This window comes from Flavobacterium sp. UGB4466, assembly GCF_903469665.1.
Lineage (GTDB): Bacteria > Bacteroidota > Bacteroidia > Flavobacteriales > Flavobacteriaceae > Flavobacterium > Flavobacterium lipolyticum.
In genome coordinates this window covers 71614-94308 of record NZ_CAGKLC010000007.1, presented here as the reverse complement: position 1 = coordinate 94308, position 22695 = coordinate 71614, and the positions used below count along the sequence as shown (strand labels likewise).

Annotated in this window: 18 protein-coding genes, 1 tRNA gene and 1 pseudogene; 9 read left to right on the top strand and 11 right to left on the bottom strand. The window is 36.4% G+C overall.

Annotated features, from left to right (window positions below; genetic code table 11):
- Positions 1-365 (bottom strand): hypothetical protein (locus tag JO950_RS03770; protein WP_202701309.1); only part of this gene is annotated, 365 nt, incomplete at its 3' end.
- A gap of 113 nt (positions 366-478) precedes the next feature.
- Positions 479-1756 carry a hypothetical protein gene (locus tag JO950_RS03765; protein WP_202701307.1) on the bottom strand — a complete coding sequence of 426 codons (1278 nt, stop codon included), beginning with the start codon at positions 1754-1756 and terminating at the stop codon, positions 479-481.
- 384 nt (positions 1757-2140) lie between these two features.
- Between JO950_RS03765 and JO950_RS22445 the strand changes: the two are divergent.
- A pseudogene (locus tag JO950_RS22445) lies at positions 2141-2296 on the top strand (methyltransferase); the annotation flags it as partial.
- Positions 2297-2577: 281 nt separating this feature from the next.
- Here JO950_RS22445 and JO950_RS03755 read toward each other — a convergent pair.
- From JO950_RS03755 to JO950_RS03725, 7 genes are all read right to left on the bottom strand, one after another.
- A complete protein-coding gene (locus tag JO950_RS03755) occupies positions 2578-3141 on the bottom strand; it encodes a phosphatase PAP2 family protein (RefSeq protein ID WP_202701305.1) in 564 nt (187 codons plus the stop codon).
- Position 3142: 1 nt separating this feature from the next.
- Positions 3143-3490 carry a twin-arginine translocase TatA/TatE family subunit gene (locus JO950_RS03750; protein WP_202701304.1) on the bottom strand — a complete coding sequence of 116 codons (348 nt, stop codon included), beginning with the start codon at positions 3488-3490 and terminating at the stop codon, positions 3143-3145.
- 255 nt (positions 3491-3745) lie between these two features.
- Complete coding sequence (locus tag JO950_RS03745; protein WP_202701301.1) at positions 3746-5986, bottom strand: M1 family metallopeptidase; 2241 nt, start codon at positions 5984-5986, stop codon at positions 3746-3748.
- Between the two features lie 66 nt (positions 5987-6052).
- Positions 6053-6559 (bottom strand): DUF6702 family protein, encoded by a 507-nt coding sequence (locus JO950_RS03740; protein WP_202701299.1) that lies wholly within the window; start codon positions 6557-6559, stop codon positions 6053-6055.
- Positions 6559-7308 (bottom strand): hypothetical protein, encoded by a 750-nt coding sequence (locus tag JO950_RS03735; RefSeq protein WP_202701297.1) that lies wholly within the window; start codon positions 7306-7308, stop codon positions 6559-6561. Before JO950_RS03735 ends, JO950_RS03740 begins: the two co-directional genes overlap by 1 nt.
- Positions 7298-8026, bottom strand: coding sequence for a carboxypeptidase-like regulatory domain-containing protein (locus JO950_RS03730; protein ID WP_229999964.1), 729 nt, complete (start codon positions 8024-8026; stop codon positions 7298-7300). The genes JO950_RS03735 and JO950_RS03730 overlap by 11 nt, the downstream gene beginning before the upstream one ends.
- Complete coding sequence (locus tag JO950_RS03725) at positions 8013-8777, bottom strand: hypothetical protein (RefSeq protein ID WP_202701295.1); 765 nt, start codon at positions 8775-8777, stop codon at positions 8013-8015. The genes JO950_RS03730 and JO950_RS03725 overlap by 14 nt, the downstream gene beginning before the upstream one ends.
- Positions 8778-8943: 166 nt before the next feature.
- On the opposite strand from JO950_RS03725, the gene pepE reads away from it, so the two are divergent.
- Positions 8944-9651 carry a dipeptidase PepE gene (pepE, locus tag JO950_RS03720; RefSeq protein WP_202701293.1) on the top strand — a complete coding sequence of 236 codons (708 nt, stop codon included), beginning with the start codon at positions 8944-8946 and terminating at the stop codon, positions 9649-9651.
- 134 nt (positions 9652-9785) lie between these two features.
- Here pepE and JO950_RS03715 read toward each other — a convergent pair.
- Positions 9786-9858 (bottom strand) — tRNA-Gly (locus JO950_RS03715).
- Positions 9859-10425: 567 nt separating this feature from the next.
- Here JO950_RS03715 and JO950_RS03710 point away from each other — a divergent pair.
- Positions 10426-12009: a murein L,D-transpeptidase gene (locus JO950_RS03710; RefSeq protein WP_202701291.1), complete on the top strand. Its 1584-nt coding sequence runs from the start codon at positions 10426-10428 to the stop codon at positions 12007-12009.
- On the opposite strand, the gene JO950_RS03705 is transcribed toward JO950_RS03710, so the two are convergent.
- On the bottom strand, positions 11998-12720 hold the full coding sequence (locus JO950_RS03705; protein WP_202701289.1) for a murein L,D-transpeptidase catalytic domain family protein: 723 nt from the start codon (positions 12718-12720) through the stop codon (positions 11998-12000). The two genes, JO950_RS03710 and JO950_RS03705, sit on opposite strands and share 12 nt — an antisense overlap.
- 317 nt (positions 12721-13037) lie before the next feature.
- Here JO950_RS03705 and JO950_RS03700 point away from each other — a divergent pair, with 317 nt between their 5' ends.
- The 6 genes from JO950_RS03700 (at position 13038) to JO950_RS03675 (ending at position 22561) form a co-directional block, all read left to right on the top strand.
- Positions 13038-15464 (top strand): DUF5916 domain-containing protein, encoded by a 2427-nt coding sequence (locus JO950_RS03700; protein ID WP_202701287.1) that lies wholly within the window; start codon positions 13038-13040, stop codon positions 15462-15464.
- Between the two features lie 139 nt (positions 15465-15603).
- A complete protein-coding gene (gpmI, locus tag JO950_RS03695; RefSeq protein WP_202701285.1) occupies positions 15604-17121 on the top strand; it encodes a 2,3-bisphosphoglycerate-independent phosphoglycerate mutase in 1518 nt (505 codons plus the stop codon).
- Between the two features lie 346 nt (positions 17122-17467).
- The gene (locus JO950_RS03690) at positions 17468-18139 is read left to right on the top strand and encodes a TetR/AcrR family transcriptional regulator (RefSeq protein ID WP_202701283.1); all 672 of its coding nucleotides are present in this window, start codon (positions 17468-17470) and stop codon (positions 18137-18139) included.
- A gap of 16 nt (positions 18140-18155) precedes the next feature.
- On the top strand, positions 18156-19823 hold the full coding sequence (locus JO950_RS03685; RefSeq protein WP_017497805.1) for a peptidase domain-containing ABC transporter: 1668 nt from the start codon (positions 18156-18158) through the stop codon (positions 19821-19823).
- A 3-nt stretch (positions 19824-19826) separates the two neighbouring features.
- Positions 19827-21173: an HlyD family secretion protein gene (locus JO950_RS03680; protein ID WP_202701281.1), complete on the top strand. Its 1347-nt coding sequence runs from the start codon at positions 19827-19829 to the stop codon at positions 21171-21173.
- On the top strand, positions 21173-22561 hold the full coding sequence (locus JO950_RS03675) for a TolC family protein (RefSeq protein WP_237732269.1): 1389 nt from the start codon (positions 21173-21175) through the stop codon (positions 22559-22561). Before JO950_RS03680 ends, JO950_RS03675 begins: the two co-directional genes overlap by 1 nt.
- The last annotated feature ends 134 nt before the right edge of the window (positions 22562-22695 follow it).

Genomic DNA, 22695 nt, shown 5'->3' with positions numbered 1-22695 from the left:
ATTTCCACATTATAGATCGGTCTGGTTACAAATGTCTTCTCATCATTTGTCAATAGCTGCAACCCTCCTGCTCTCTTGCTGTCGTAAGCATGCACCTCGATTTTGATGTAACCTCCGGGTTTATCTATGGTTCCCTTAATACCGCTCGAGTAGTTGTTGCGACGGTTGTAAAGTACTTTGTAGTATATGGTCAGTAAATCAGACTCACTGCTATTGTCTGTTTTGGGATTTGCGGACCAAAAAATTTTCTCCCCGACTACTTTTATATCGTTTCCCGGATAAGTGACAACACCACTGCCTTCACTTTCTTGTGCATATATACTAGTGTAAAAGCAATAAATCAATATAAAAATCTTTCTTGTCATAATTTATAGTTGATTAAAACCCTTAAAGTCAATCCCTCCCCTATAGCCTACCTAGCATAAGTCAAACTGAAAGCTTATTCAAAAGCATTATCTATTTTCTTTAATAAATCGATTCATTTTTCTAATGCCTTTATCCTCTTATTCAATTCTTCTATCTTTTTATTTTGATCAATGATATGAAGAAGCAGCTCCTCAACATTTTGTAAAAGACCTTCATTAAAAACATGTATTTTATATCCTTTTTCTTTTACTTCTTTTTCTGAAACTATACCCGGAAGATGTTTGTTCTCTTTAACATAGCCCTCCAAAGCACTTAAATCCATTTTTTTATAATCATTTTCAAAAACAGCGTCCTTCCAATGTGGTTTAGGAATAATATTCAGATCTGATGCTAAAATTTGTTTTTCAACAAACAAGGAGCAATCCTTTTCAAGGTCTTCTCCTATTTCAGGGTGTGTTTCTATGTTTTTAGATTCGCCAATGTAGACTTTACCTCCCACCGTTAAAGCCACTTTGTTTACCGGATTACCCGCATTTATGGCGACCTGCGCCAAATCATTGGCCTCTCCATAATCCAGAATAAGTTTCTTTGCATTGATTGCTACCTCATCATTCGAATCACCTAAAGTCACTTTATTGCCTAAATCTGAACTGATAAACATTCCATTCTCGTCACCATAGCTAATCAAATCTGTTTTTTCATTACCCACCAGCACTTTAAAATTATCATGTTGTCCAATCGGGTTACTACTGGCAACCCTCAACTCTCCCCTCATCCATGTCTTTCCTCCAACTGTCAAAGCAACTCCGTCTGTTGGAGTATCAGTATTTATGGCGACCTGTGCCAAATTATCCCCTCCTGCATTGTTCTTCAGTATCAGTTTTTTTGAATTAATCGTGACATCATCGTTTGAGTCTCCCAAAGATATCTTATTGCCTGTATTAGAAGAGATAAACATCCCATTGTCATCCCCATTACTTTGTATGTACGAAGCATAACCATCTGCCCATATAGATATATTATCCCAAGTAGCATTTTTAGTATCTTTATTTTGTGCCTTTATAACACCCGGAACCCATAGTTCCATTAAGCCACCACCGCTACTGCGGAGACACATCCCCAAACCATTAATACCATATCTACCTCCGCCAAAATGCCAGCTGTAATACTGCGGAAGAAGGTCACAACAAATGTCATCATCAGTAGCATAAGCCCAATTATTCCCTTTTATAGTTTCAAACTTTCCATCTCTAAGCAAATCTTGATAGGTATATTCCGATGTAAACTGGCTATAGCCAAAATTAACTGACAATAATACCGCCATAAGAAGAACACGCTTACCTGTTAACTGTTTTTGGTAATTTTTTAATACCGAATTTAAATTTTTCATAGCCGTCTTAATTTTAATTAAACATCTTTCTATAAATTGTCTATCGTTTTATTCTTTACACAATCCTTAACTCATATTTTTATTAAAATTAACAAAAATTAACTTACTATTAATTGGTTTTTATCTTGTAAATTATAACCACACCTAAAACAGTATCACAAAAAAAGCATTCAATACTAAATCAACTTGTTAAACAACAATTCTACTATTTTAAATCATTATCATTTTGATCGGATAATAGATGATTTCGCTTAATTACTACACCTATTATACTTTCTTACAACATATTAACCAGGTAATTCTCCAAACTGGTTGTCCTGTGTTTGTATGAAGAAATACAGGAAAACGGATAAATTCATACTATTGACACCGAAGAAGAGTTAGTTAACTTTCATTGATACCGGTAAAGAAAATTACCTGAATTACGGGGAGATGATTGTTCCAAAAATGAACAAAGGCGGTATTATTTTGTCGGATTATGTTTTGTGGAGCGGAAAAACACTGGAACTGGTTCATCCGAATGACGTTACTGCCAAAGTTTTTTGGGGTGCTTTGAGGAAGACTCTAAGGTTCTGAGATACTAAGGTGCTAAGTTTTTTTGGGGTTGATTGAATTGAACTGAAGGATAGTATTGAAAAAAAAAGCTTTAGCCAAGATAATTTGGCTAAAGTCTCTTTGTATTTCTTAAAATATATTTCTCTAGCTAAAACTGGAGACAATTGAACAAAATAATTAAAAACCAAACCAATAAGGTTCTAAGTTTTCTCTAAGAAAAAAACTTAGAACCTTACTATTTTAAAACCTTAGACCCTTTAAAAAAACTATCCCGGAAAATAGAGCGGCTTTAGCTTACGGTATACCAGATAAAGTAATGATCCGAAAAGCGCTCCAGCGAAATAGCCGGTTAAGATATCTCCCGGATAGTGTAATCCTAAGTAAATTCGGCTATAAGCGAAGATTAAAGGCCATAGGAATATAAATCCTAAAAACTTAATGCGGCGTCGCAAAACGAAATATAAAAAGGTCGCTACCGCCATAGTGTTGGCTGCATGTCCGGAGAAAAAACTAAATGATTTTCGGGTTTGCACCACACGAATTATAGTGTTGATATCGGGATTGTTACATGGACGTAGTCGTTGAACCGTGTATTTAACCAAATTGGTAACCTGATCTGTAAAAGTGATTAGCACGGCTATAAAAAGTATCACATACAAAGTTTGTTTTCCACCTATTTTTTTATACATCAAATAAAAAAACAACAGAAAAAGAGGTGTCCAATTTAACTGACTGGTAATAATCAGCCAAAGTTTATCGTATGTTTCAGAACCTAAACCGTTAAGGTACACCAATAACTCGGTGTCTAATTTTTGTATTTTTTCAAGCATATTATCTTTGGCGTTTTACAGGTCCTGAGATTGAATCGATATCTTCTTTTACTTTGTCTATTTCTGTAGTAGTGTCTCCCAATAAATTAGCGGAGTCCCCCATCAGATTGCTTTTGGCGTCATTAATTTGCGCATTGATGTTACCCGTTATATCTGTAAGTGATTTTGAGTCAAGACCATTGGCCTCAGCTCCTTTTTGAATTTCACTTTTAATATCGTTAGTAGCATTTTTCAACTGCGCCATGGCCTTCCCCATTGTACGGGCAATTTCAGGCACTTTATCTGAACCAAAAAGCATTAGCACTATAAACAGTATAAAAACTAATTCTCCTCCTCCTATACCAAACATATCTTTTATTTTTGTGTTCACAAAGATATTAAATTTTACAACGGACGGTTTTAAAATTTACTTAAAAAAAAGGGAACTGCCTCAAAAGAATTACGCTCCGCTGGAGCTTTTTAAAACTGGTAAATTGTATTTGCTATAAATATTTTGCTCCGCTGGAGCAATTTCACAAAAAAACAGTTCTTTTACGAAAGATTTCAATTTATAAAAAAATAGGGCTGTCTCAAAAATGAGACAGCCCTATTTTCAGGTTTATTTTTAATCAAATTTTGATTTTTCTTCTACTTTCGGCCAGCTATTGTTGGTAACATCAATATCGGCAGTCATTAATTTCGGATCTATCTGAATGCTTTTGATTGCTTTTTCGGTTGCATACACTTTCTTAGCGGTGTCATTATTCTTTCTCCAGATCTGGGCCGGATACTTGTAATTTTCCTTTGTTCCGTCTTCGTAAGTAATCTCAACCAAAATTGGCATGATCATTCCTCCCGGTTTACTAAACTCTACTTCATAGAAATATTTAGGTGATTTCAGACTTGCTTTTTCTTCCGCTGTAAAGGTTTGATTAACGTAATCTGACAATAGTTTTACCTCTTCTACTTTTAGTGGTTTCTTAGTCGAAGCGTTTACCTCGGCATTATCGCCAGCAACTAAATATACGAAAGGTCCTTTTTCAAATCCAAAACGTCCTTTTTTCACTTTAATATCTTTGATATCGGCAGTCGGAGTTTCAGAAACATAGTATTGTTTTACCTCTTTGATTCCGATATCTACAAAATCAGTAGAGTAAAACCATCCTCTGAAAAACCAGTCTAAATCAACTGCCGAAGCATCTTCCATTGTTCTAAAGAAATCTTCAGGAGTTGGATGTTTGAATTTCCATCTGTTGGCATAGGTTTTAAAAGCATAGTCAAACAATTCTCTTCCCATTACGACTTCTCTCAGAATATTAAGACCTGTAGCCGGTTTTCCGTATGCATTATTTCCAAATTGGTGAATGGTTTCAGAGTTCGACATAATAGGCTCTAAAAACTTCTGATCTCCACTCATATACGGAACAATATTTTTCGCAGGTCCGCGTCTTGAGGGAAAGTTCGAATCCAGTTCCTGCTCTGCCATGTATTGTAAAAAGGAGTTCAAACCTTCATCCATCCAGCTCCATTGACGTTCATCTGAGTTTACAATCATTGGAAAAAAAGTATGCCCCACTTCGTGAATCACCACACCGATCATTCCGTTTTTAACTTCTTTGCTGGTCACCCCATTTTCATCCGGACGTCCATAATTCCAGCAAATCATTGGGTATTCCATCCCCTGATCTTCTGCTGAAACTGATACTGCTTTTGGATAAGGATAATCAAAAGTATGTGCTGAATAGCTTTTTAAAGTATGTGCTACCACCATTGTGGAGGTTTCTCCCCATAACGGATTTGATTCTTTCGGATAAACAGATTCGGCCATCACTACTCTGTTTCCAATTTTCACAGCCATTGCATCGTAAATGAATTTTCTTGAAGAAGCAATTCCGAAGTCACGTACATTTTTAGCACTGAATCTCCAGGTTTTTTTCTTTTCCGAGAACCCTTTTTCCGCTGCTTCTGCCTCAGCTTGCGTTACAATTACAACTGGTTTGTCAAATGATTTCTGAGCCTGTTCGTAACGTTTTACCTGTTCTGGCGTAAAAACTTCGGCTCTGTTGGTCAATTCTCCGGTAGCATCAATGATGTGATCTGCAGGAACTGTAATGTTTACATCAAAATTACCGAAAGGCAATGCAAACTCTCCACTTCCCCAAAACTGCATGTTCTGCCAGCCTTCAACATCATTGTATACGGCCATTCTTGGGTAAAACTGAGCAATTACATATAGTTTATTTCCGTCTTTATCAAATGATTCATAACCGGAACGTCCACCACCTTCTTTTCTGTAGTTGTTAACGTTGTACCACCATTTTATGGCCAGTGAGATTTTTTCACCCGGTTTTAATGGTGTTGCCAAATTAATACGCATCATAGTTTCATTGATGGTATACGACATTGGGTTTCCTTTTATGTCTTTTACCTGTTCAATATTAAAACCGCGCTCTAAATCCTTTTTCAAATATTTACTTGAGAAGCCATCCAAAGGCAAAACAGGGCTTATTTTTTCGCTTTCCGCTAAAGAGGTTTGCGTTTTGGCTCTGGCCTGGTTCTGATCTAACTGTATCCATAAATACTCCAGAACATCAGGAGAATTATTAGAATAGGTTATGATTTCAGAACCGTCTATTCTTGATTTTTTATCGTCTAATTCAATATCAATTTTATAATCGGCCTGTTGTTGGTAGTAAGCAGGTCCCGGCGCTCCCGAAGCTGTACGAAACATATTTGGAGTAGCCAACAGATCATACATCTGGCTGAATTTGTTTGTATCGTACTTTCCTTGTTGCTTTGGAGCAACTGTTTTTTCCTGAGCGACAAGCATCGCAGGAAAAATCAACAATAATGAAAGTTTTTTCATAAAATAGTAATGGTAATTTTGTCAGGGTGTGAAAATAACAATTAAATCAATAATTTTATCCATTCTTTAGTACTTTAACAATTCTTTCCTTGAAGATTCGGTAAAGAGAATACTTTTCTTACTGCCAAATGCCGTAACGTGTGTAATATTCTGTTGCTCAGCATTCCAATCTACTAAAATCGTATTAGAGATTTCAATAGTTTTAAATTTATCGATGTCTTTTATTCGCGAATAACACACCAAAACATCACCGGCTTCTATCTCTTTAGACAAAAAGGTGATGGGTTTTGACTGACCGTTTATTTTAATGATAAAGTTTTCTGCAAGGTATTTTTTTAACAGCTCTACATCTGCTTCGGTTTCTTTATCGGTTCCTACGAATGTTTTCTTATGGTATTTTTTCTCCATACCATTATTAAGGTCATCAATAAAAATTCGGGAAGTAATCTGAATCATCTTTTTCTCAGCGGCATAATTGACCTGAAAAACACCCACATAAAACTTGTGGAATGCGAAAGCAGAAAGCGATAAAAACAATATTCCTACTAAAGGATAGATTACCTTATTTTTCATTACTGAGAAACTTTCACCTTTTTAAATTCCTTATTTTTATTAACCAGGAAATCAATCAATTCAAATTTCTGGTCTGGCCCCAAATGTTTTCTGGATTCCGGATCATTTGAACAATACAATAGAAACAATTCTATATCATCTTCTTTTAATCCCAAAGTACCGGTAAAGAAATTTGGCTTGAAATTGGCTCTGGAATATTCAATAAAAGCAAGATCCGTAACGACTTCTTCCTTATCATCATCATCTTTAGAAAGCAGCTTTTTAACATCTTTAAAAATCCTGACAAAGTTCATTCCGTATTTAATCGTCTGATCAGAATACATTGTAATATTTTTGGCTGTAGACTGCTTATCATCTTCAAACTGCATGTCGACATATTTCTGTGAACCTCCCCCAAGTGATTTTACTTTTAGATCCTTATGCACCAAAACTTCTTTCAGCTCATTACTTATTAAATCTAATGGCACTGAAAACAAAACCCCGGCACAATCTTTTTCTGTCAGCACAATTTTTTTGGACTGAAACGCCAATCCTGTAAACAACAAGGTATCCTTAGGTTTTGCCATGATATCAAACAATCCGCCTGAACCAATAAAGGTTCTCACATTGGCATTCACATTCATCACAAAACCGCTTTCAACGGCGAGTGATTTATTGGTAACTTGTCCGTGGAGGGGTTTTCTTGAATTTTGTCCTAGTGTAATTTGACAAATCAGGCATATAAGCAATAAAGTTAGGCTATTTTTCATTTTCGAGAATTATTAGATATTTTCTGGCTAGATCGGTTAACAAAAACATACTCATTGTTTTGTTTTTAGTATTCAAAGATACGGCAAAATCAGCATCATCCACACAATATAACTGAAATCCTTTAATATCTGCTACAGGTATCCGTAACCTTTCTGTGTAATAATTTTCTTCAAAAAGATATTCCATTTTTCTAAAGAGCGCCTCTTTCTTCTCTACATTAACCTCTTTTTTAAGCATGGCTGTTCTTCCGGAAATTTTGTTAAGCAACTTGTCTACCGAGGTTGAAGTCGCAGTATACACTTTTCGTTCTGCAGGGGTATATTTTTTCTGCCCGTACGGAATTATCCCTAAATTCTCAGCTGTTATATTGGCATTTTCATTCACCACTACTTCTTTCAGCTCCACTTCTTTGGCTGTCATTTTAATCTGAATCCGACCAGCATTCATATCTTCAGCTGTGATTCGTTTCTTATATCCTTCGAGATTTACTGCCGAAAACACCAAAACATCGCCTTCTTTTGCTACAATCGAAAACCCTCCGTTTGCATCTGAAACAGCCGTTACCTGAGTCGTATTATTAATGATATTCACGGACTCAACTGAAGTAGACTGCTCAAAAATCTGCCCCGAAATTTCTTTTGAAACCTTATTCTGTGCAAATCCCAACTGAACTAACAACAATAGCAGACTACTACTTATAAATCTATTTATTTTCACTTGCAATTATTTCTTTATACTTAACCGCTAATTCCGCCAGCAAAAATTCTGTCGAAGTCTTATTTTTAGAATTTAAAATCACTGTAAATCTATCATTATCTACGGCGTAATATTCAAACCCTTTCACATATTCCAAAGGAATTTTCAAATGCTCTACAAAATGCTCCAGCGTAAACATTTTTTCTAACAGCTTCATAAAAGCCTCCTTTTTCTCTACCACCGCCTCTTTTTTAAGCATAGCCGTGCGTCCTGAAAAATAATTCAGCAACGGATCGGCAGAAACAGACCCCCCTACCATACCTCCTCCGTTAGCCGTCGCATTTAAACCTGTAGCAGTACGCAATTTTCGTTCAGCTGCTGTATATGTTTTTTGTCCGCTTGGAATAATTCCCAAAGAAACAGCATTTACATTATTGTAATTTTTAACAACAACTTCCTGCAATTGATGCATTACTACATTAAGTTTTACAGTAAAGTTGATATCTGAGAAATTTTCTGCCGTTAACACCACTCTGCTTTCTTTGAATTGTATCGAAGAAAAAACAAGCTCATCACCTGGTTTAGCGTCTATAGAAAATGTACCCGAGGAACTGGTTGTTGTCATTCCCTCTGTTCTCGCATTGATGACATAAACCCCTTCGAGATCATTAACATTCGCACTTATCCGCCCGTTTAAAACGGTCTGGCTCTGAGCCTGAGACCAAGCGGTCTGCCCTAAAGCAAGAATCAGAAAACACACGAACCTGTACATGACGACAAAATTTTAAAGATTTTCTTAAAGCTGTAAAAATATCTTAATGTTCTCCAAATTTAATACTAAGGAGTTGGTAAAAATATGTTAATTAAACCCCATAAGGAAGCATTCCAAAGAGAGTTTTTTAATACCTTTAGCCGATTCAACCTGAGTTTAAACCATTATGAAAAGCATCATCATTGCCAGCACTTCTACTCTTCACGAAGGCAGCTATTTAGAGTATTTACTCCCTACTTTACAATCTCACTTTAAAAATTGCAAGAGCATTTTATTTATCCCGTTTGCCAGACCCGGAGGCATTTCGCATGACGATTATACCGCAAAGGTTTCGGAAGCTTTTGCTTCGATCGATATTTCTGTTAAAGGAATTCACGAATTTGAGAATGCAGCAGACGCCATAAAAAATGCGGAAGGAATATTTACCGGAGGCGGAAATACTTTTTTACTGGTTACACAGCTTTACAAACACAATATTATGCAGCTTCTTTCTGAAACTGTAAAAAACGGAACTCCTTATTTAGGAACAAGTGCAGGAAGCAACATTTGTGGTCTTTCTATGCAAACTACTAACGATATGCCCATCATCTACCCTCCAAGTTTTCAAACCTTAGGATTAATTCCTTTCAACCTGAACCCACATTACCTGGATCCTGACTTACAATCTAAACATATGGGCGAAACAAGGGAAACCAGAATTAAAGAATTCCATGCTTTCAACACAATACCGGTTTTAGGTTTAAGAGAAGGCAGCTGGCTGGAAGTAAAAGGCGATAAAATTACTTTGAAAGGAAACCTGCAGGCTCGTTTGTTTCTTCAAAACGAAACTCCGACAGAACTGGAGACAGGCAGCGATCTGAGCAATCTGAAATAAAATACAATTTTTTAAAATTCCAAGTTCCAGTTTATCAATCAAATTTGGAATTTGGATTTTTTTTTACATGAATACACTTGAATACAGGCAAAAACGAAAAAAGCCTCAAACAAATGTTTGAGGCTTTTTTTTAGAGCGAAAGACGAGGCTCGAACTCGCGACAACCAGCTTGGAAGGCTGGAGCTCTACCAACTGAGCTATTTTCGCATTTCTGTGGTGCAAAGATAAGGCATAAGTTCAGTAAAATCTAAGCTTTTCGGCAAAAAAATCAATAAAAAATCACATTTAATGATAACTTATTTAAAATTAAAAAGTTATAAAACCAATTATTTCTCATAAAATGGAGTTCGCATAAAAGAAACTACAGCAAAAGAAATTTATTCCGATTATCAATCCCTGCTTCGAAAGGAAAAATCAGCTGAAAGTTGTATCTTTGAAGGAAAAGTTTAGAAAACGACCGACTTAACCGGTCTTATTTAAATAATGAAAAATTAATAAGAATTATTTCATTATTTGAAAAAATCAGACCTATATTTGCCGAGAAAATCAAATTTAAATCCGGAAAATCTTTACAGAAAAGCTTCAAAAGAGTAAAGAATCTGAAAAGGCCGCAATCTAACGCAGCAAAACCTACTGCAGCGTTGATGAAGCCAATTTGATTTAACATCAAAACGCTATTGTACGTTTACGAAAAGAACAGACTTCCACCCCGGGGTAATTTAGTTCGGATTAAAAACTATAGCGTGTATTGTTTTATATTTAAAAGAATATTGAATGAAGAATTTTTACTTTTTATTTATAATATGTTTACTTATTAGCTGCAAGAAAGAAGCACCAAAAGTTATTCCCGTGGTAAAAAAAGCCGCCCCGGCTATTATACTTACTGACGAAAGAAAGGTTTCAATTGATACCGCTCTGATTGGCACTTTTAAAAGTGAAACACTTAAACTGTTCTACAACTCATCAGAAAACATGACCGTTTGGGGAAACCTAAAAAAAAGAACTTATGTTTTATCTCAATTGAGCAATGCCGAACAATTAGGTTTGGATCCTGAGGATTACAAAGCTTCGAGACTAAAAAAATTCGAAAGCAAAATTAGTTCGTTAAGCGATTCCGATCTGGCAACTTACGATGTTTTACTGACTTATAATTTTGAAAAATACCTCAACCATCTGTATAAAGGAAAACTCGATCCTAAAAAACTATACACCGATTGGGATCTGGAAGAAAAAACATTTGATGTTAACAATGTCCTGATAAAAGCATTCAACAAAAACAAACTGGATAGTATTGTAGACGGCATTCAATCAAAGGCATCTCCTTACAAACAACTTTTAAAAGCACTGGAAATCATCAATACTTTTCCGGATGACGATATCCAGCCTATTGAATCGGTTGCCAAAATCACCTTAAATGATACTAACACCGCTTTGATCAACATCAAAAAAAGACTCTTGTTCTGGAAAGACATGACCGGAAAGGACAGCCTTACTTCTATTTATGACCACAAAACTTTCGAATCGGTTAAAAAATTTCAGGAAAGACATGGCTTAGCCGCTGATGGTGTTATTGGAGTTGGAACGATAAGTGCCCTTAATTTTTCTAAAGAGAAAAGAAAACATCAAATTATCGCCAACTTAGAACGCTGGAGATGGTATACTACAGATTTGGCTGAAGACTACTTTATTATCAACATTCCTGATTACAAATTAAATGTTGTCGAAAGTCAGGACACAACCCTGGTCCGTAATGTTGTCGTAGGAACAAGTAAGAGAAAAACTCCAATCATTACCTCAAAATTAAGAACGGTGGTTTTTAACCCAACCTGGACGGTACCGCCAACTATTTTAAAGGAAGATGTGGTTCCGGCAATGAAACGCAATCGAAATTATCTGGCCAATAAAAATATTACTATTTATGATACTGCCGGAAAGGTAGTTGATCCTAATGCCTGGAACGAAAATAAACCTGGGAATTACCGTTATGTACAAAGTCCGGGTTACAATAACGCTTTGGGATTAATGAAAATTTTATTTCCAAACAATCATAGTGTTTACCTGCACGATACGAACCATCGAAATAATTTCGGAAGAAACAACCGCTCTTTAAGTTCCGGTTGTGTGCGTGTAGAAAATCCGCTGGAACTGGCTGAACATATTTTGGGAGATTCAACCAATTGGTCCAAAGATAAAATTGACACCATCATCGCTTCCAAAAAAACAACCAGTATTCGAATCACAAAAAAATATGCCTTATACCAATGGTACTGGACGGCATGGAGCAAAAAAAATCAGCTCATTTTCAGAGCTGACATTTATAATTTGGATTCGGATTTGTATGCTAAATTAAGAAATTAGCCTCTCTTCCATCGTGAAACTTCTGGATGGATGGTAGATGTACAAAAGCGATTTGTCTTTTATGATCTCAATAATTTCATTAGTCAATCCCATTGGAATTGCCGGACATCCCTGACTTCTTCCCAATCGTTTGTTGCTTCTGATAAACGATTCTGAAACATAATTGGCTCCATGCATGACAACTCCACGTTCGCGTGCATTGTCATTCACTCCGTTCTCTAGTCCGTCTAAGCGTAAGGAAACACCATGTTTACCTTTATATACTTCGCCTGTAGCATAAAATCCAAGGCTGCTTTTGAAAGAAGAATTGGCATTTGAAAAATTAGACGCAAATTCTTCTCCGGTATTTCTACCATGGGCTACTAAAGAATTAAATAAAATGGTATTGGTAGCCAAGTCAATTACCCACAAACGTTTGGTGTTTGACGACAGGCTAAAATCGATAAGTGTCAGGATGTCTTTTTGGATTATGCCTCTTTCTTTCAACAAGTAAAACCCTTTTAAGGCTTCAGAGAAAGTTCTAAGTTCAGGTAATGAAAAATGATTGGGATTTAAGGTATTGTAAATACTCTCAATTTTCGAATCAACTGTAAGCGTTTCTACTTTAGCAATAGTTTTTACAACTGCTTTTTTAACTTCGGAGGTGTTGTTTGAATCTTTACCAAAAGATAACAGCAAAAACACCAGTAATGGATAAATCTTGTAAATCATTGAATTTCTTTAGGTTAAACAGAGGTTTGGGTTTGGCAAAAGTATAAAAAAAATATACCTGGCAAAATTTAAGGCTGTAAATCAGCCCTTTTTTGGTGAAACTTTAACAGAATCAGCTTAACAAATTAGTATTTGGTTCAAAAAACAAATATTTTTGTAGGAGGTTTACTCAAGGATGAATAAAAAATTGATTTTTCGTACTTTTCTTGCAAAAAACACAGGAAAATCATTTATTTCGATCAAAACTGTAACATTTTAAAAAAACCGTGGTCTATTAATCAAAGCGCAATATCCATTCTTCTATTTTTTACACTATCATGAAAAAATTAGTTTTTATCAGCTTTCTCTTCTTTACTTTTTGGTGTCATGCTCAAAAGAAAATACTGCAGGCTGAACTGACTACCGAAAACATTTTAATTGATGGAAAACTGGATGAACCTGCATGGAAAAATGTTTCTCCTGCTACCGATTTTGTAATGTATCAGCCCGATAACGGCAAACCTATTCCTGACAATCAAAAAACCGAGGTAAGGGTTTTATACAATAATGATGCGATCTATATTGCTGCAACGCTGCACGATGACCCTTCTAAAATTTTAAAAGAAATTTCACAGCGTGACAATTTCGGAACTTCTGATATGTTTGGCGTTTTTATCAATGGCTTTAACGATGGCCAGCAAAATTTTCAGTTTTTTGTATCGGCAGCAGATGTACAGGGCGACTGCATCATGACAGATGCCAATGGCGAAGATTATTCGTGGGATGCAGTATGGCTTAGCAAAGCGGTGTTGAATGACAAAGGATGGGCAGTGGAAATCAAAATTCCCTATGCTGCCTTACGCTTTTCAGGCGGAGACAAACAAACCTGGGGCATTAATTTTTTCAGAGAGATCAGACGGGAACGTAAAAAGTATACTTGGAATTTAATCGACACCAAAATTGGAACATTCACACAACAAAATGGTAATCTGGAAGGAATCGTCAATATAAAACCTCCTACCCGATTGTTTTTTATGCCTTACGCCTCTTATTACTTAAATGCTTCAGACGGTCAAAAAACATATGGAACACTAAAAGGTGGTATGGATATTAAGTACGGTATTAATGATGCTTTTACGCTTGACGCGATTCTGATTCCTGATTTCGGACAAACAAAATACGACGATCAGATTTTGAATTTAGGTCCGTTTGAACAGCAATTCAACGAAAACAGGGCTTTTTTTACAGAAGGAACTGATTTGTTCAATAAGGGAGGTTTGTTTTATTCGAGAAGAATTGGAGGTAAGCCTTCTATAGACATTACTTTAAATGACAATGAAAAAATAATTGAAGAAGTTCAGAATGTGAACCTCATCAACGCTTTAAAAATTTCAGGAAGAACCCAAAAAGGATTAGGAATCGGGATCTTAAATGCGGTTACCGAAAAAACGTTTGCTACTATAAAAGACACTCTTTCAGGGGAAACAAGACGTGTGGTTGCTGAACCCCTAACCAATTACAATGTATTGATTTTAGATCAGCGCTTTCGCAAAAATTCTTCCGTGACTCTTATCAATACAAACGTTACCCGAAATGGACATTACAGGGATGCCAACGTAACGGCACTGGCATGGGATTTAAGAACCAAAGCCAACACCTACAGCTTATCCGGTAATGTAAAATACAGTCTGATTAACGATACTGAAGACAAAAATGGTGTTTTCAGCACCATTCGTTTTGCCGAAACCAGCGGGAACTATCGCTATAGCATTGCCTCAGACTTTGTTTCTAAAGATTTTGACCCCAACGACATGGGGATTAATTTTTATACCAATTATTACAATCTTTACGGAAATGCCAACTATCGCATTCTAAACCCTACAAAGCTCTTTAATACTTTCAGAATTGATTATGATATGTATACCGAATTCAATAAAGAATCCGGTAAAGTGCAGGATAACAAAATGAGTGCTGAAGTCAATCTTTCGACTCTGAAAAACAATTTTTACGGTGCCGGGATTGATCTTTTTCCTCTAAATTCACATGATTATTACGAGCCAAGAGCCGAAAACCGCTATGTCATCATTCCAAGAAAAATAGAAGTCTGGGGAAGCGTTTCGACTAATTACAACAAGAAATTTGCTTTGGACTTAAATCCATTTATAATCTTTGCGGACGAAGCAGGAAGAATGGCTTATGGTGTTGATGTTGGACCAAGATACCGTTTTAACGATAAGCTTTTACTAACCTATGCTTTTAGCTTTCTTCGAAGAAACAACAACAAAGGTTATATTGACGATTTTGACAACGACGATAATGACAATACTCCCGAAACGATCGTTTTTGCGAATCGAAATGTTATTACTTATTCGAACACTTTAAACGGAAAATATGCCATAAACAGTGCAATGACACTTAATCTGGCCGTAAGACAATATTGGTCTTATGCCGAAAATAAAGACATACTCGAGCTTCAGCAAAACGGAACTTTAACGCCTTATCCACAATACACCAAGAATAAAAACTCAAGCTTTTATTCCTGGAACACTGATTTATCGTATTCCTGGTGGTTTGCTCCGGGTAGTCAGCTTTCGGTTTTATATCGCAATAATGGCGTTAATTTTGAACGCATTATCAACAAAGACTTCAAACACAACATCACCGATTTACTAAACAATCAGGCCTTAAAACATATCTTTTCAGTAAGTGTGAAATATTTTATCGACTACAATGGGGTCAAAAATAAGATCAGAAGAAGAGCCTAGCGTGAATTAATTTTAAAATTTTTAGGGTTCTGCAACCAAATTAGTATTTTTTACTACGCTTCATTTTATTAAACATAATTGTCACCGCGCTTTTTTGTCGACTTTAGAAATGAATTATCTTTGTAAAAAACGAAAACTAATGAACAAGAAAGTAATCCTTATGATTTTAGACGGTTGGGGAAAATCTCCTGACCCTAAAGTATCTGCAATAGACAATGCAAATGTTCCTTTTATAAACAGCCTTTACAAAAATTACCCAAGCGCTCAGCTTCGTACTGACGGACTAAACGTTGGTTTACCCGAAGGTCAGATGGGAAACAGTGAAGTGGGTCACATGAATCTTGGTGCCGGAAGAATTGTATATCAGGATTTAACCAAAATAAACTTAGCCGTAGCGCATCAAACACTTGCCAAAGAACAGGTACTTATTGATGCTTTTACTTACGCTAAAGAAAACAATAAAAAAGTTCACTTCTTAGGATTAGTTTCTGACGGAGGTGTTCACTCTCATACTTCGCATTTACGCGGATTAATTGATGCTTCTCAGGAATACGGACTGGAAAATGTTTTTGTTCATGCGTTTACAGACGGCCGTGATGTTGATCCTAAATCGGGAGCAAAATACATTCAGGATTTAGAAGAGCACATCAAAAATACTCCTGTAAAAATTGCTTCAATCGTTGGACGTTATTATGCAATGGATCGTGACAAACGATGGGAGCGTGTAAAACTTGCTTATGATTTAGTAGTAAACGGTATCGGAACTCCGTCTAAAAATGCAGTTTCAAGCGTTCTTGACAGTTATGCACACGATGTAACCGATGAGTTTATCGCTCCAATCGTAATGGTTGACGAGCAGGAAAAACCATTGGCAACCATCACCGAGGATGATGTAGTTATCTTTTTCAACTTCAGAACCGACAGAGGCCGTGAACTTACAGAAGCGCTTTCGCAGCAAGACTTCCACGAGCAGAACATGCACAAATTAAACTTGTATTATGTAACGCTTACCAACTATGACGAAACGTACCAAAATGTAAAAGTCGTTTACAACAAAGATAATATTACCGAAACTCTGGGTGAGGTTTTGGAAAAAGCAGGTAAAAAACAAATTCGTATTGCCGAAACAGAGAAATATCCACACGTGACCTTTTTCTTTTCGGGAGGAAGAGAAACTCCATTTGAAGGAGAATCGCGTATTTTAAGAAACTCCCCAAAAGTTGCCACTTACGATTTACAACCGGAAATGAGTGCCTATGAATTAAAAGACGCTTTGGTTCCTGAATTAAACAAAGGCGAAGTAGATTTTGTCTGTCTTAATTTTGCCAATGGTGACATGGTGGGGCATACCGGAATCATGAGTGCTGCAATTAAAGCCTGTGAAGCGGTAGATGCCTGCGTAAAAGAAGTGGTAGAAGCGGCTCTTGCCAACGATTACACCACGATTGTTATTGCCGATCACGGAAATTGCGAAACGATGATTAACCCTGACGGAAGCCCAAATACAGCACATACCACCAATCCGGTGCCGATTATTTTAGTGGATAAAGAGTTGAAAAATATTCAGGATGGTGTTCTGGGTGACATCGCTCCTACTATTCTGGAATTAATGGGTGTGCCTCAGCCAAATGTTATGACTTGCCATTCGTTGCTGTAGTACGTAGTTTTTAGTCGCAGTATTCGGTCGCAGTATACAGTCGCGGTATACAGTCGCAGTTTTCAGTCTGAGTCGCGATAGTATTGGATCCTCAAAATAAATAATCCCGGCAGGTTTTTAAAAATCTGTCGGGTTTTCTATTTTAAAACGAGAATGAAACTGAATACTGTGACTGTGACTGTGACTGAGACCGTGACTGAGACCGTGACTGAGACTGTGACTGAGACTGTGACTGAGACCTTGACTGTATACTGAGACTGAATACTTAAAAAAACAAACATAAATAATAGTTAAAATTTCTTAATTAATAGCTTTACTATTATCTTTGCAAAAAAAATGTTTTTTCATGCAAATTATACTATCAAATATAAAAATGCAGATCAACGAAAAGATCTATGTAAAAGATCCGGAAACATCTGCGTTGGGAAAAAAAATAATTGAGCAGAGTATTCTTCTAATTGACGATATTGGTTTTGATAATTTTACCTTTAAAAAGTTAGGTGAAAAAATAGGTTCAAACGAAAGTTCGATTTATCGTTATTTTGAGAACAAACACAAACTGCTGGTGTATCTGTCATCCTGGTACTGGAGCTGGATCGAGTATAAATTAGTTTTTAATACCACTAACATCACCGATAAAAAAGAAAAGCTTAAAAAAGCCATCACGATTGTAACCGAAAAAATATCTGACGATATTTATACCGATCATATTAATGAGTCTATTTTAAATAAGATCATAATTGCTGAGTTCACCAAAACACTTCATACCAAAGAAGTTGACCAGGAAAACAAAGAGGGCTTTTTCTTAATTTACAAAAGAATGATTAATCGAATTGTTGAGATTGTAAAAGAAGTAAATCCCGATTATCCATTTGCCAAATCACTGGTTTCAACCATTGTCGAAGGAAGTTTACATCAGCATTTTCTAACCGATCATTTGAAAACAATTACAGATTGTAATGAGACGGTTACGACAACTCAATTTTACCTAAACCTTGCAGAAAACGTTTTGCGCTAATTATAACAAAAACAGTATGACTCCTTTAAAAAGATTTTACCATTTACTTGAACTGGACAAAAAAGACATTTACCAGATTTTTTTCTATGCCATTTTTGCCGGGTTAGTCAGTTTATCGCTTCCACTGGGAATTCAGGCCATCATTACTTTTATACAATCCGGAAGAGTTAGTGTTTCCTGGATCGTACTTATTATACTTGTAGTGGGCGGTGTGGCTCTTGTTGGAGTGCTTTCGTTTATGCAGCTGCGTATCACAGAGAACTTACAGCAAAAAATATTCGTACGTGCTTCTTTTGAATTTGCAGCCCGTCTGCCTAAAATAAAATCAGAAGAATTGTATGGCACTTACCCACCGGAACTAACGAACCGATTTTTTGATACCCTAACGATTCAAAAAGGAACTTCAAAATTATTAACCGATTTTTCTGCCGCTTTACTGCAGATTACTTTCGGAATTATTCTGTTGTCCTTATATCATCCCTATTTTATTGTGTTCGGACTTTTACTGTTCCTTCTTTTGTATTTTATTTTTAAATTCTCGTACAAATCAGGTTTAGAAACAAGTTTAAAAGAATCCAAATTCAAATACAAAGTGGCGGGGTGGTTACAGGAAATGGCCCGTAATAACTTTAGTTTCCGCAATGAACTGAATTATGACTTTGCGCTTCAAAAAAACAATTCGATCGTAGCGGGTTACCTGAATTACAGAGAGAAACACTTTAGCGTAATCAAAAAACAGTTTACCCAATTGATTATTTTCAAAGTCATTATTACAGCCAGTTTGTTGTCTATCGGAGGGTATCTGGTACTAAGCCAGGAAATGAACATCGGGCAGTTTGTTGCCGCTGAGATTATCATTTTACTTGTGATTACATCGGTAGAAAAAATCATTCTGGGGCTTGAAAGTTTCTATGATGTTTTAACTTCTGTTGAAAAAATCGGACAGGTAACGGACTTAGCTTTAGAGGAAAACTCAGAGTCTGATTCTCTAAACGATCACTGCTACAACAGCATCTCTTTAGAAACAGAGAATTTAAAATTCAAATTTCCGGATTCTCCAACCAATGCCTTAGATTCTATTACGTTAAAAATCGATCAGGGTGAAAAAATTGTTATTGAAGGTGAAAACGGATCAGGAAAAACAACGCTTATTCGATTGTTATCAGGCTTATTAAGACAAAGTTCGGGAGCTTTTTACATCAACGATGATACTTTTAGAAAAATAAATCTGAAACAATACCGCTCACAAATTGGCAGCATCATTCACAACGAAACACCATTTGAAGGCACTATTTTAGAGAACATCACTTTTAATGATCCGATGATCAGTACCGAAGATTTGAAATGGGCTCTTGACGGAGTTCAGCTTAGTCCGCTGATTAAATTATTACCTAAAGGCCTGAATACTCATATTCACCCGGAAGGAAAACAGTTATCGTCTTCTAATGCTCAAAAAATCCTGTTAGCCAGAAGTATTATCCACAAGCCAAAAGTGCTCTTTTACGAAGATCCAACAGACACCATGGATGAAAAAGTAGCGAATGAAATCATCGATTTTATTACCTCGGATAAGAACAAATGGACGATTATCGTTTCTTCCAAAAATCCATATTGGAAAACCAAATCGACGCGAAAAATTACAATGCAAAACGGTCAAATTATACTGGATCAAAAAAAACAATAAGCCATGTTAAATATCTCTGACAATAAAACAAAATTACAGCCGCTTGATCGCTATGAGACTGTAAGAAACCTAAGCAACAGGCCACATTATAAAATTTTAAACCGAATTATAATTGCATCTTCCATACTAGGAATTATTGCACTTTTACTGCCGTGGACTCAGAATATTTCGGGTTCAGGAGCAGTAACCACTTTAAAACCCAACCAAAGGCCACAATCAATTCAGAGTGTGATTTCAGGACGTATTGAAAAATGGTACGTGCAGGAAGGTGACTTTGTTAAAAAAGGAGACACAATTCTGTTTATTTCTGAGATCAAGGAAGATTATATGGATCCTAATTTGGTTGAAAACACCAAAAATCAGGTCGATGCAAAGAAAAATTCCCTAGAATCTTATGGCGAAAAAGTAACCACGCTTTCCGGTCAAATTCAAGCCATCGAAAACGAGAGAAAACTAAAACTGGAACAAGCCAGAAATAAAGTCAAACAATCGCTTTTAAAAATAAAAAGTGACAGTATCGATCTTGTAGCAGTAAAAACACAATTGCGAATTGCCAATACACAGTACAATCGTTCGGTGCAATTAAACAAAGAAGGTTTGAAACCACTTACGGATGTCGAAGAAAAACGTCTGAAACTGCAGGATGTAGATGCTAAAATCATCACGCAGGAAAACAAATACCTCACCAGCAAAAATGAATACATCAATGCCAGAGTAGAGATTAACAGAATTACGGCTGAGTACGGTGAAAAAGTAGCCAAAGCAAGAAGTGATCAGTTTACCACGCTGAGTAATAAATTTGATACGGAAGCACAAGTGAGCAAACTGGAGAATCAATATGCCAATTACAGCTTGCGTAATGGTATGTACTACATCAGAGCGGTACAAGACGGTTACATCAACCGCGCTTTGCAGGCAGGTTTAGGTGAAACGATAAAAGAAGGAACACCAATTGTAACAATAATGCCTTCTCATTATGATATCGCAGTAGAAACCTATATCAGCCCAATTGACCTCCCTTTGATCCGAAAAGGAGAAAAAGTACGCGTTTGGTTTGACGGGTGGCCTACCATCGTATTTTCAGGATGGCCGGACATGTCTTACGGAACTTTTGGAGGTACCGTTGTAGCAATAGAAAACTTTATCAGTGATAATGGTAAATACAGAATCTTAATTGCTCCGGACCCGGATGAGACGAAATGGCCAAAACAACTAAGTATTGGATCGGGCGCTCAAACTATTGCCCTATTAGACACCGTGCCAATTTGGTTCGAAATCTGGAGAACCCTAAACGGATTCCCTCCTAATTATTATAAAAGTACCCAAAAAGTAACTAAAGAAAAAAAATAATGAAACCAATACTTATCGCTTTTCTTTTTCTGGGCTGTACTGTTTTTGGCCAGCAGCCCTTCTCAAAAGAACTCACCTACAATGAGTTTTTGGGGTATGTAAAAAAATACCATCCATTGGTTAAAAATGCCAATTTGGAAGTCAGCAAAGCACAGGCCAATCTGATGATGGCACGTGGTGGTTTTGACCCAAAAATTGAAGTTGATTTCAGTCAGAAAAAATTTAAAGACAAAGAATATTATTCGATTCTAAACAGCAGTTTTAAGATCCCAACCTGGTACGGAATTGAACTGAAAGCGGGATTCGACAATAACGAAGGAGTTTACCTGAATCCTGAAAACACTACTCCCAATCAGGGATTAACTTCTTTTGGTATCAGTGTTCCAATTGGACAAGGATTGTTCATCAACCAAAGAATGGCAGATGTGCGAAAAGCTAAAATTCAAATCAAACTAAGTCAGGCTGAAAGAAAACTTCAGGCAGTTGGCATTTTGTATGATGCATCACTGGCTTATTTCAACTGGAAGAAAAACTTCGAGGAAATGAAGCTTTATGAAATGTACAACAACAATGCTGAAATTCGTCTGAAAGGAATCAAATCGCTCATCGAACAGGGCGACAAACCGGCAATAGACAGTATTGAAGCCGGAATTATTGTCAGAAACAGAGCCTTAAGCCTGGAAGATTCTAAATTAAAATTAACCAAAGCCAAACTCGAATTATCGAATTATATGTGGCTGGAGAATAACATCCCATTGGAAATTTCAGACGAGTTAGTGCCGGAAACAGCGCTTGAATCAACTTTACAGGAAACGCTGAAAACAAACGATCTACTGCAAGGCGATACCAACTTAGAAACACATCCGAAATTGAATGCTCTGCAAAATAAAATAGACCTACTCAAGGTTGAAAAAGACCTGAAGCAAAACATGCTGCTGCCTAAAATAAACGTTGGGTATTCTTATTTATCTGATCCTAGATATATTGACAATTATAAATTTGACGATTACAAAGTTGGCTTAGAATTTTACTTTCCTTTGTTTCTTCGAAAAGAACGTGGAAGTCTGAAACTGGCCAAATACAAACTTCAGGAAAATGAATTTGCTCTTGCTTTGGAACGAACACAGCTGACCAACAAAATAAGTGCACAGAAAGTAGAAATCAATTCGCTGATCAGACAAAAGAAACTGGTAAAAAATTTAGTAGAAAATAATGCCGCGATGTTAACCTCAGAAGAACGATTGTTCTCTTTCGGAGAAAGCTCATTATTTCTGATCAATACACGTGAAAACAATCTGGTTAGCGCAAAACTAGCCGCAATTGCTCTCGACAACCGATTTTACATCTCGAATTCAGAATTGTTCAAAATCATGGCCAATCCGGATTAAAGTTTAAAATCTACTTTAACACATAGAGACATATTTCTTTTTGCGTTTTTTTGTGCATTCAATTTATGTCTCTATGTGTTAAATCTTTTTGCACGCAGATCTTGCAGATTTCATAATCTTTTTAATCCCCTAAT

Excerpts from the sequence above, each read along its gene's own strand:
- JO950_RS03690 (WP_202701283.1), top strand. The coding sequence starts at position 17,468 with ATGCAAATTATACTATCAAATATAAAAATGCAGATCAACGAAAAGATC.
- JO950_RS03765 (WP_202701307.1), bottom strand. The coding sequence starts at position 1,756 with ATGAAAAATTTAAATTCGGTATTAAAAAATTACCAAAAACAGTTAACA.
- JO950_RS03710 (WP_202701291.1), top strand. The coding sequence starts at position 10,426 with ATGAAGAATTTTTACTTTTTATTTATAATATGTTTACTTATTAGCTGC.
- pepE (WP_202701293.1), top strand. The coding sequence starts at position 8,944 with ATGAAAAGCATCATCATTGCCAGCACTTCTACTCTTCACGAAGGCAGC.
- JO950_RS03725 (WP_202701295.1), bottom strand. The coding sequence starts at position 8,777 with ATGTACAGGTTCGTGTGTTTTCTGATTCTTGCTTTAGGGCAGACCGCT.
- JO950_RS03745 (WP_202701301.1), bottom strand. The coding sequence starts at position 5,986 with ATGAAAAAACTTTCATTATTGTTGATTTTTCCTGCGATGCTTGTCGCT.
- JO950_RS03755 (WP_202701305.1), bottom strand. The coding sequence starts at position 3,141 with ATGCTTGAAAAAATACAAAAATTAGACACCGAGTTATTGGTGTACCTT.
- JO950_RS03740 (WP_202701299.1), bottom strand. The coding sequence starts at position 6,559 with ATGAAAAATAAGGTAATCTATCCTTTAGTAGGAATATTGTTTTTATCG.
- JO950_RS03705 (WP_202701289.1), bottom strand. The coding sequence starts at position 12,720 with ATGATTTACAAGATTTATCCATTACTGGTGTTTTTGCTGTTATCTTTT.
- JO950_RS03750 (WP_202701304.1), bottom strand. The coding sequence starts at position 3,490 with ATGTTTGGTATAGGAGGAGGAGAATTAGTTTTTATACTGTTTATAGTG.
- JO950_RS03685 (WP_017497805.1), top strand. The coding sequence starts at position 18,156 with ATGACTCCTTTAAAAAGATTTTACCATTTACTTGAACTGGACAAAAAA.
- JO950_RS03735 (WP_202701297.1), bottom strand. The coding sequence starts at position 7,308 with ATGAAAAATAGCCTAACTTTATTGCTTATATGCCTGATTTGTCAAATT.
- gpmI (WP_202701285.1), top strand. The coding sequence starts at position 15,604 with ATGAACAAGAAAGTAATCCTTATGATTTTAGACGGTTGGGGAAAATCT.
- JO950_RS03675 (WP_237732269.1), top strand. The coding sequence starts at position 21,173 with ATGAAACCAATACTTATCGCTTTTCTTTTTCTGGGCTGTACTGTTTTT.
- JO950_RS03680 (WP_202701281.1), top strand. The coding sequence starts at position 19,827 with ATGTTAAATATCTCTGACAATAAAACAAAATTACAGCCGCTTGATCGC.
- JO950_RS03700 (WP_202701287.1), top strand. The coding sequence starts at position 13,038 with ATGAAAAAATTAGTTTTTATCAGCTTTCTCTTCTTTACTTTTTGGTGT.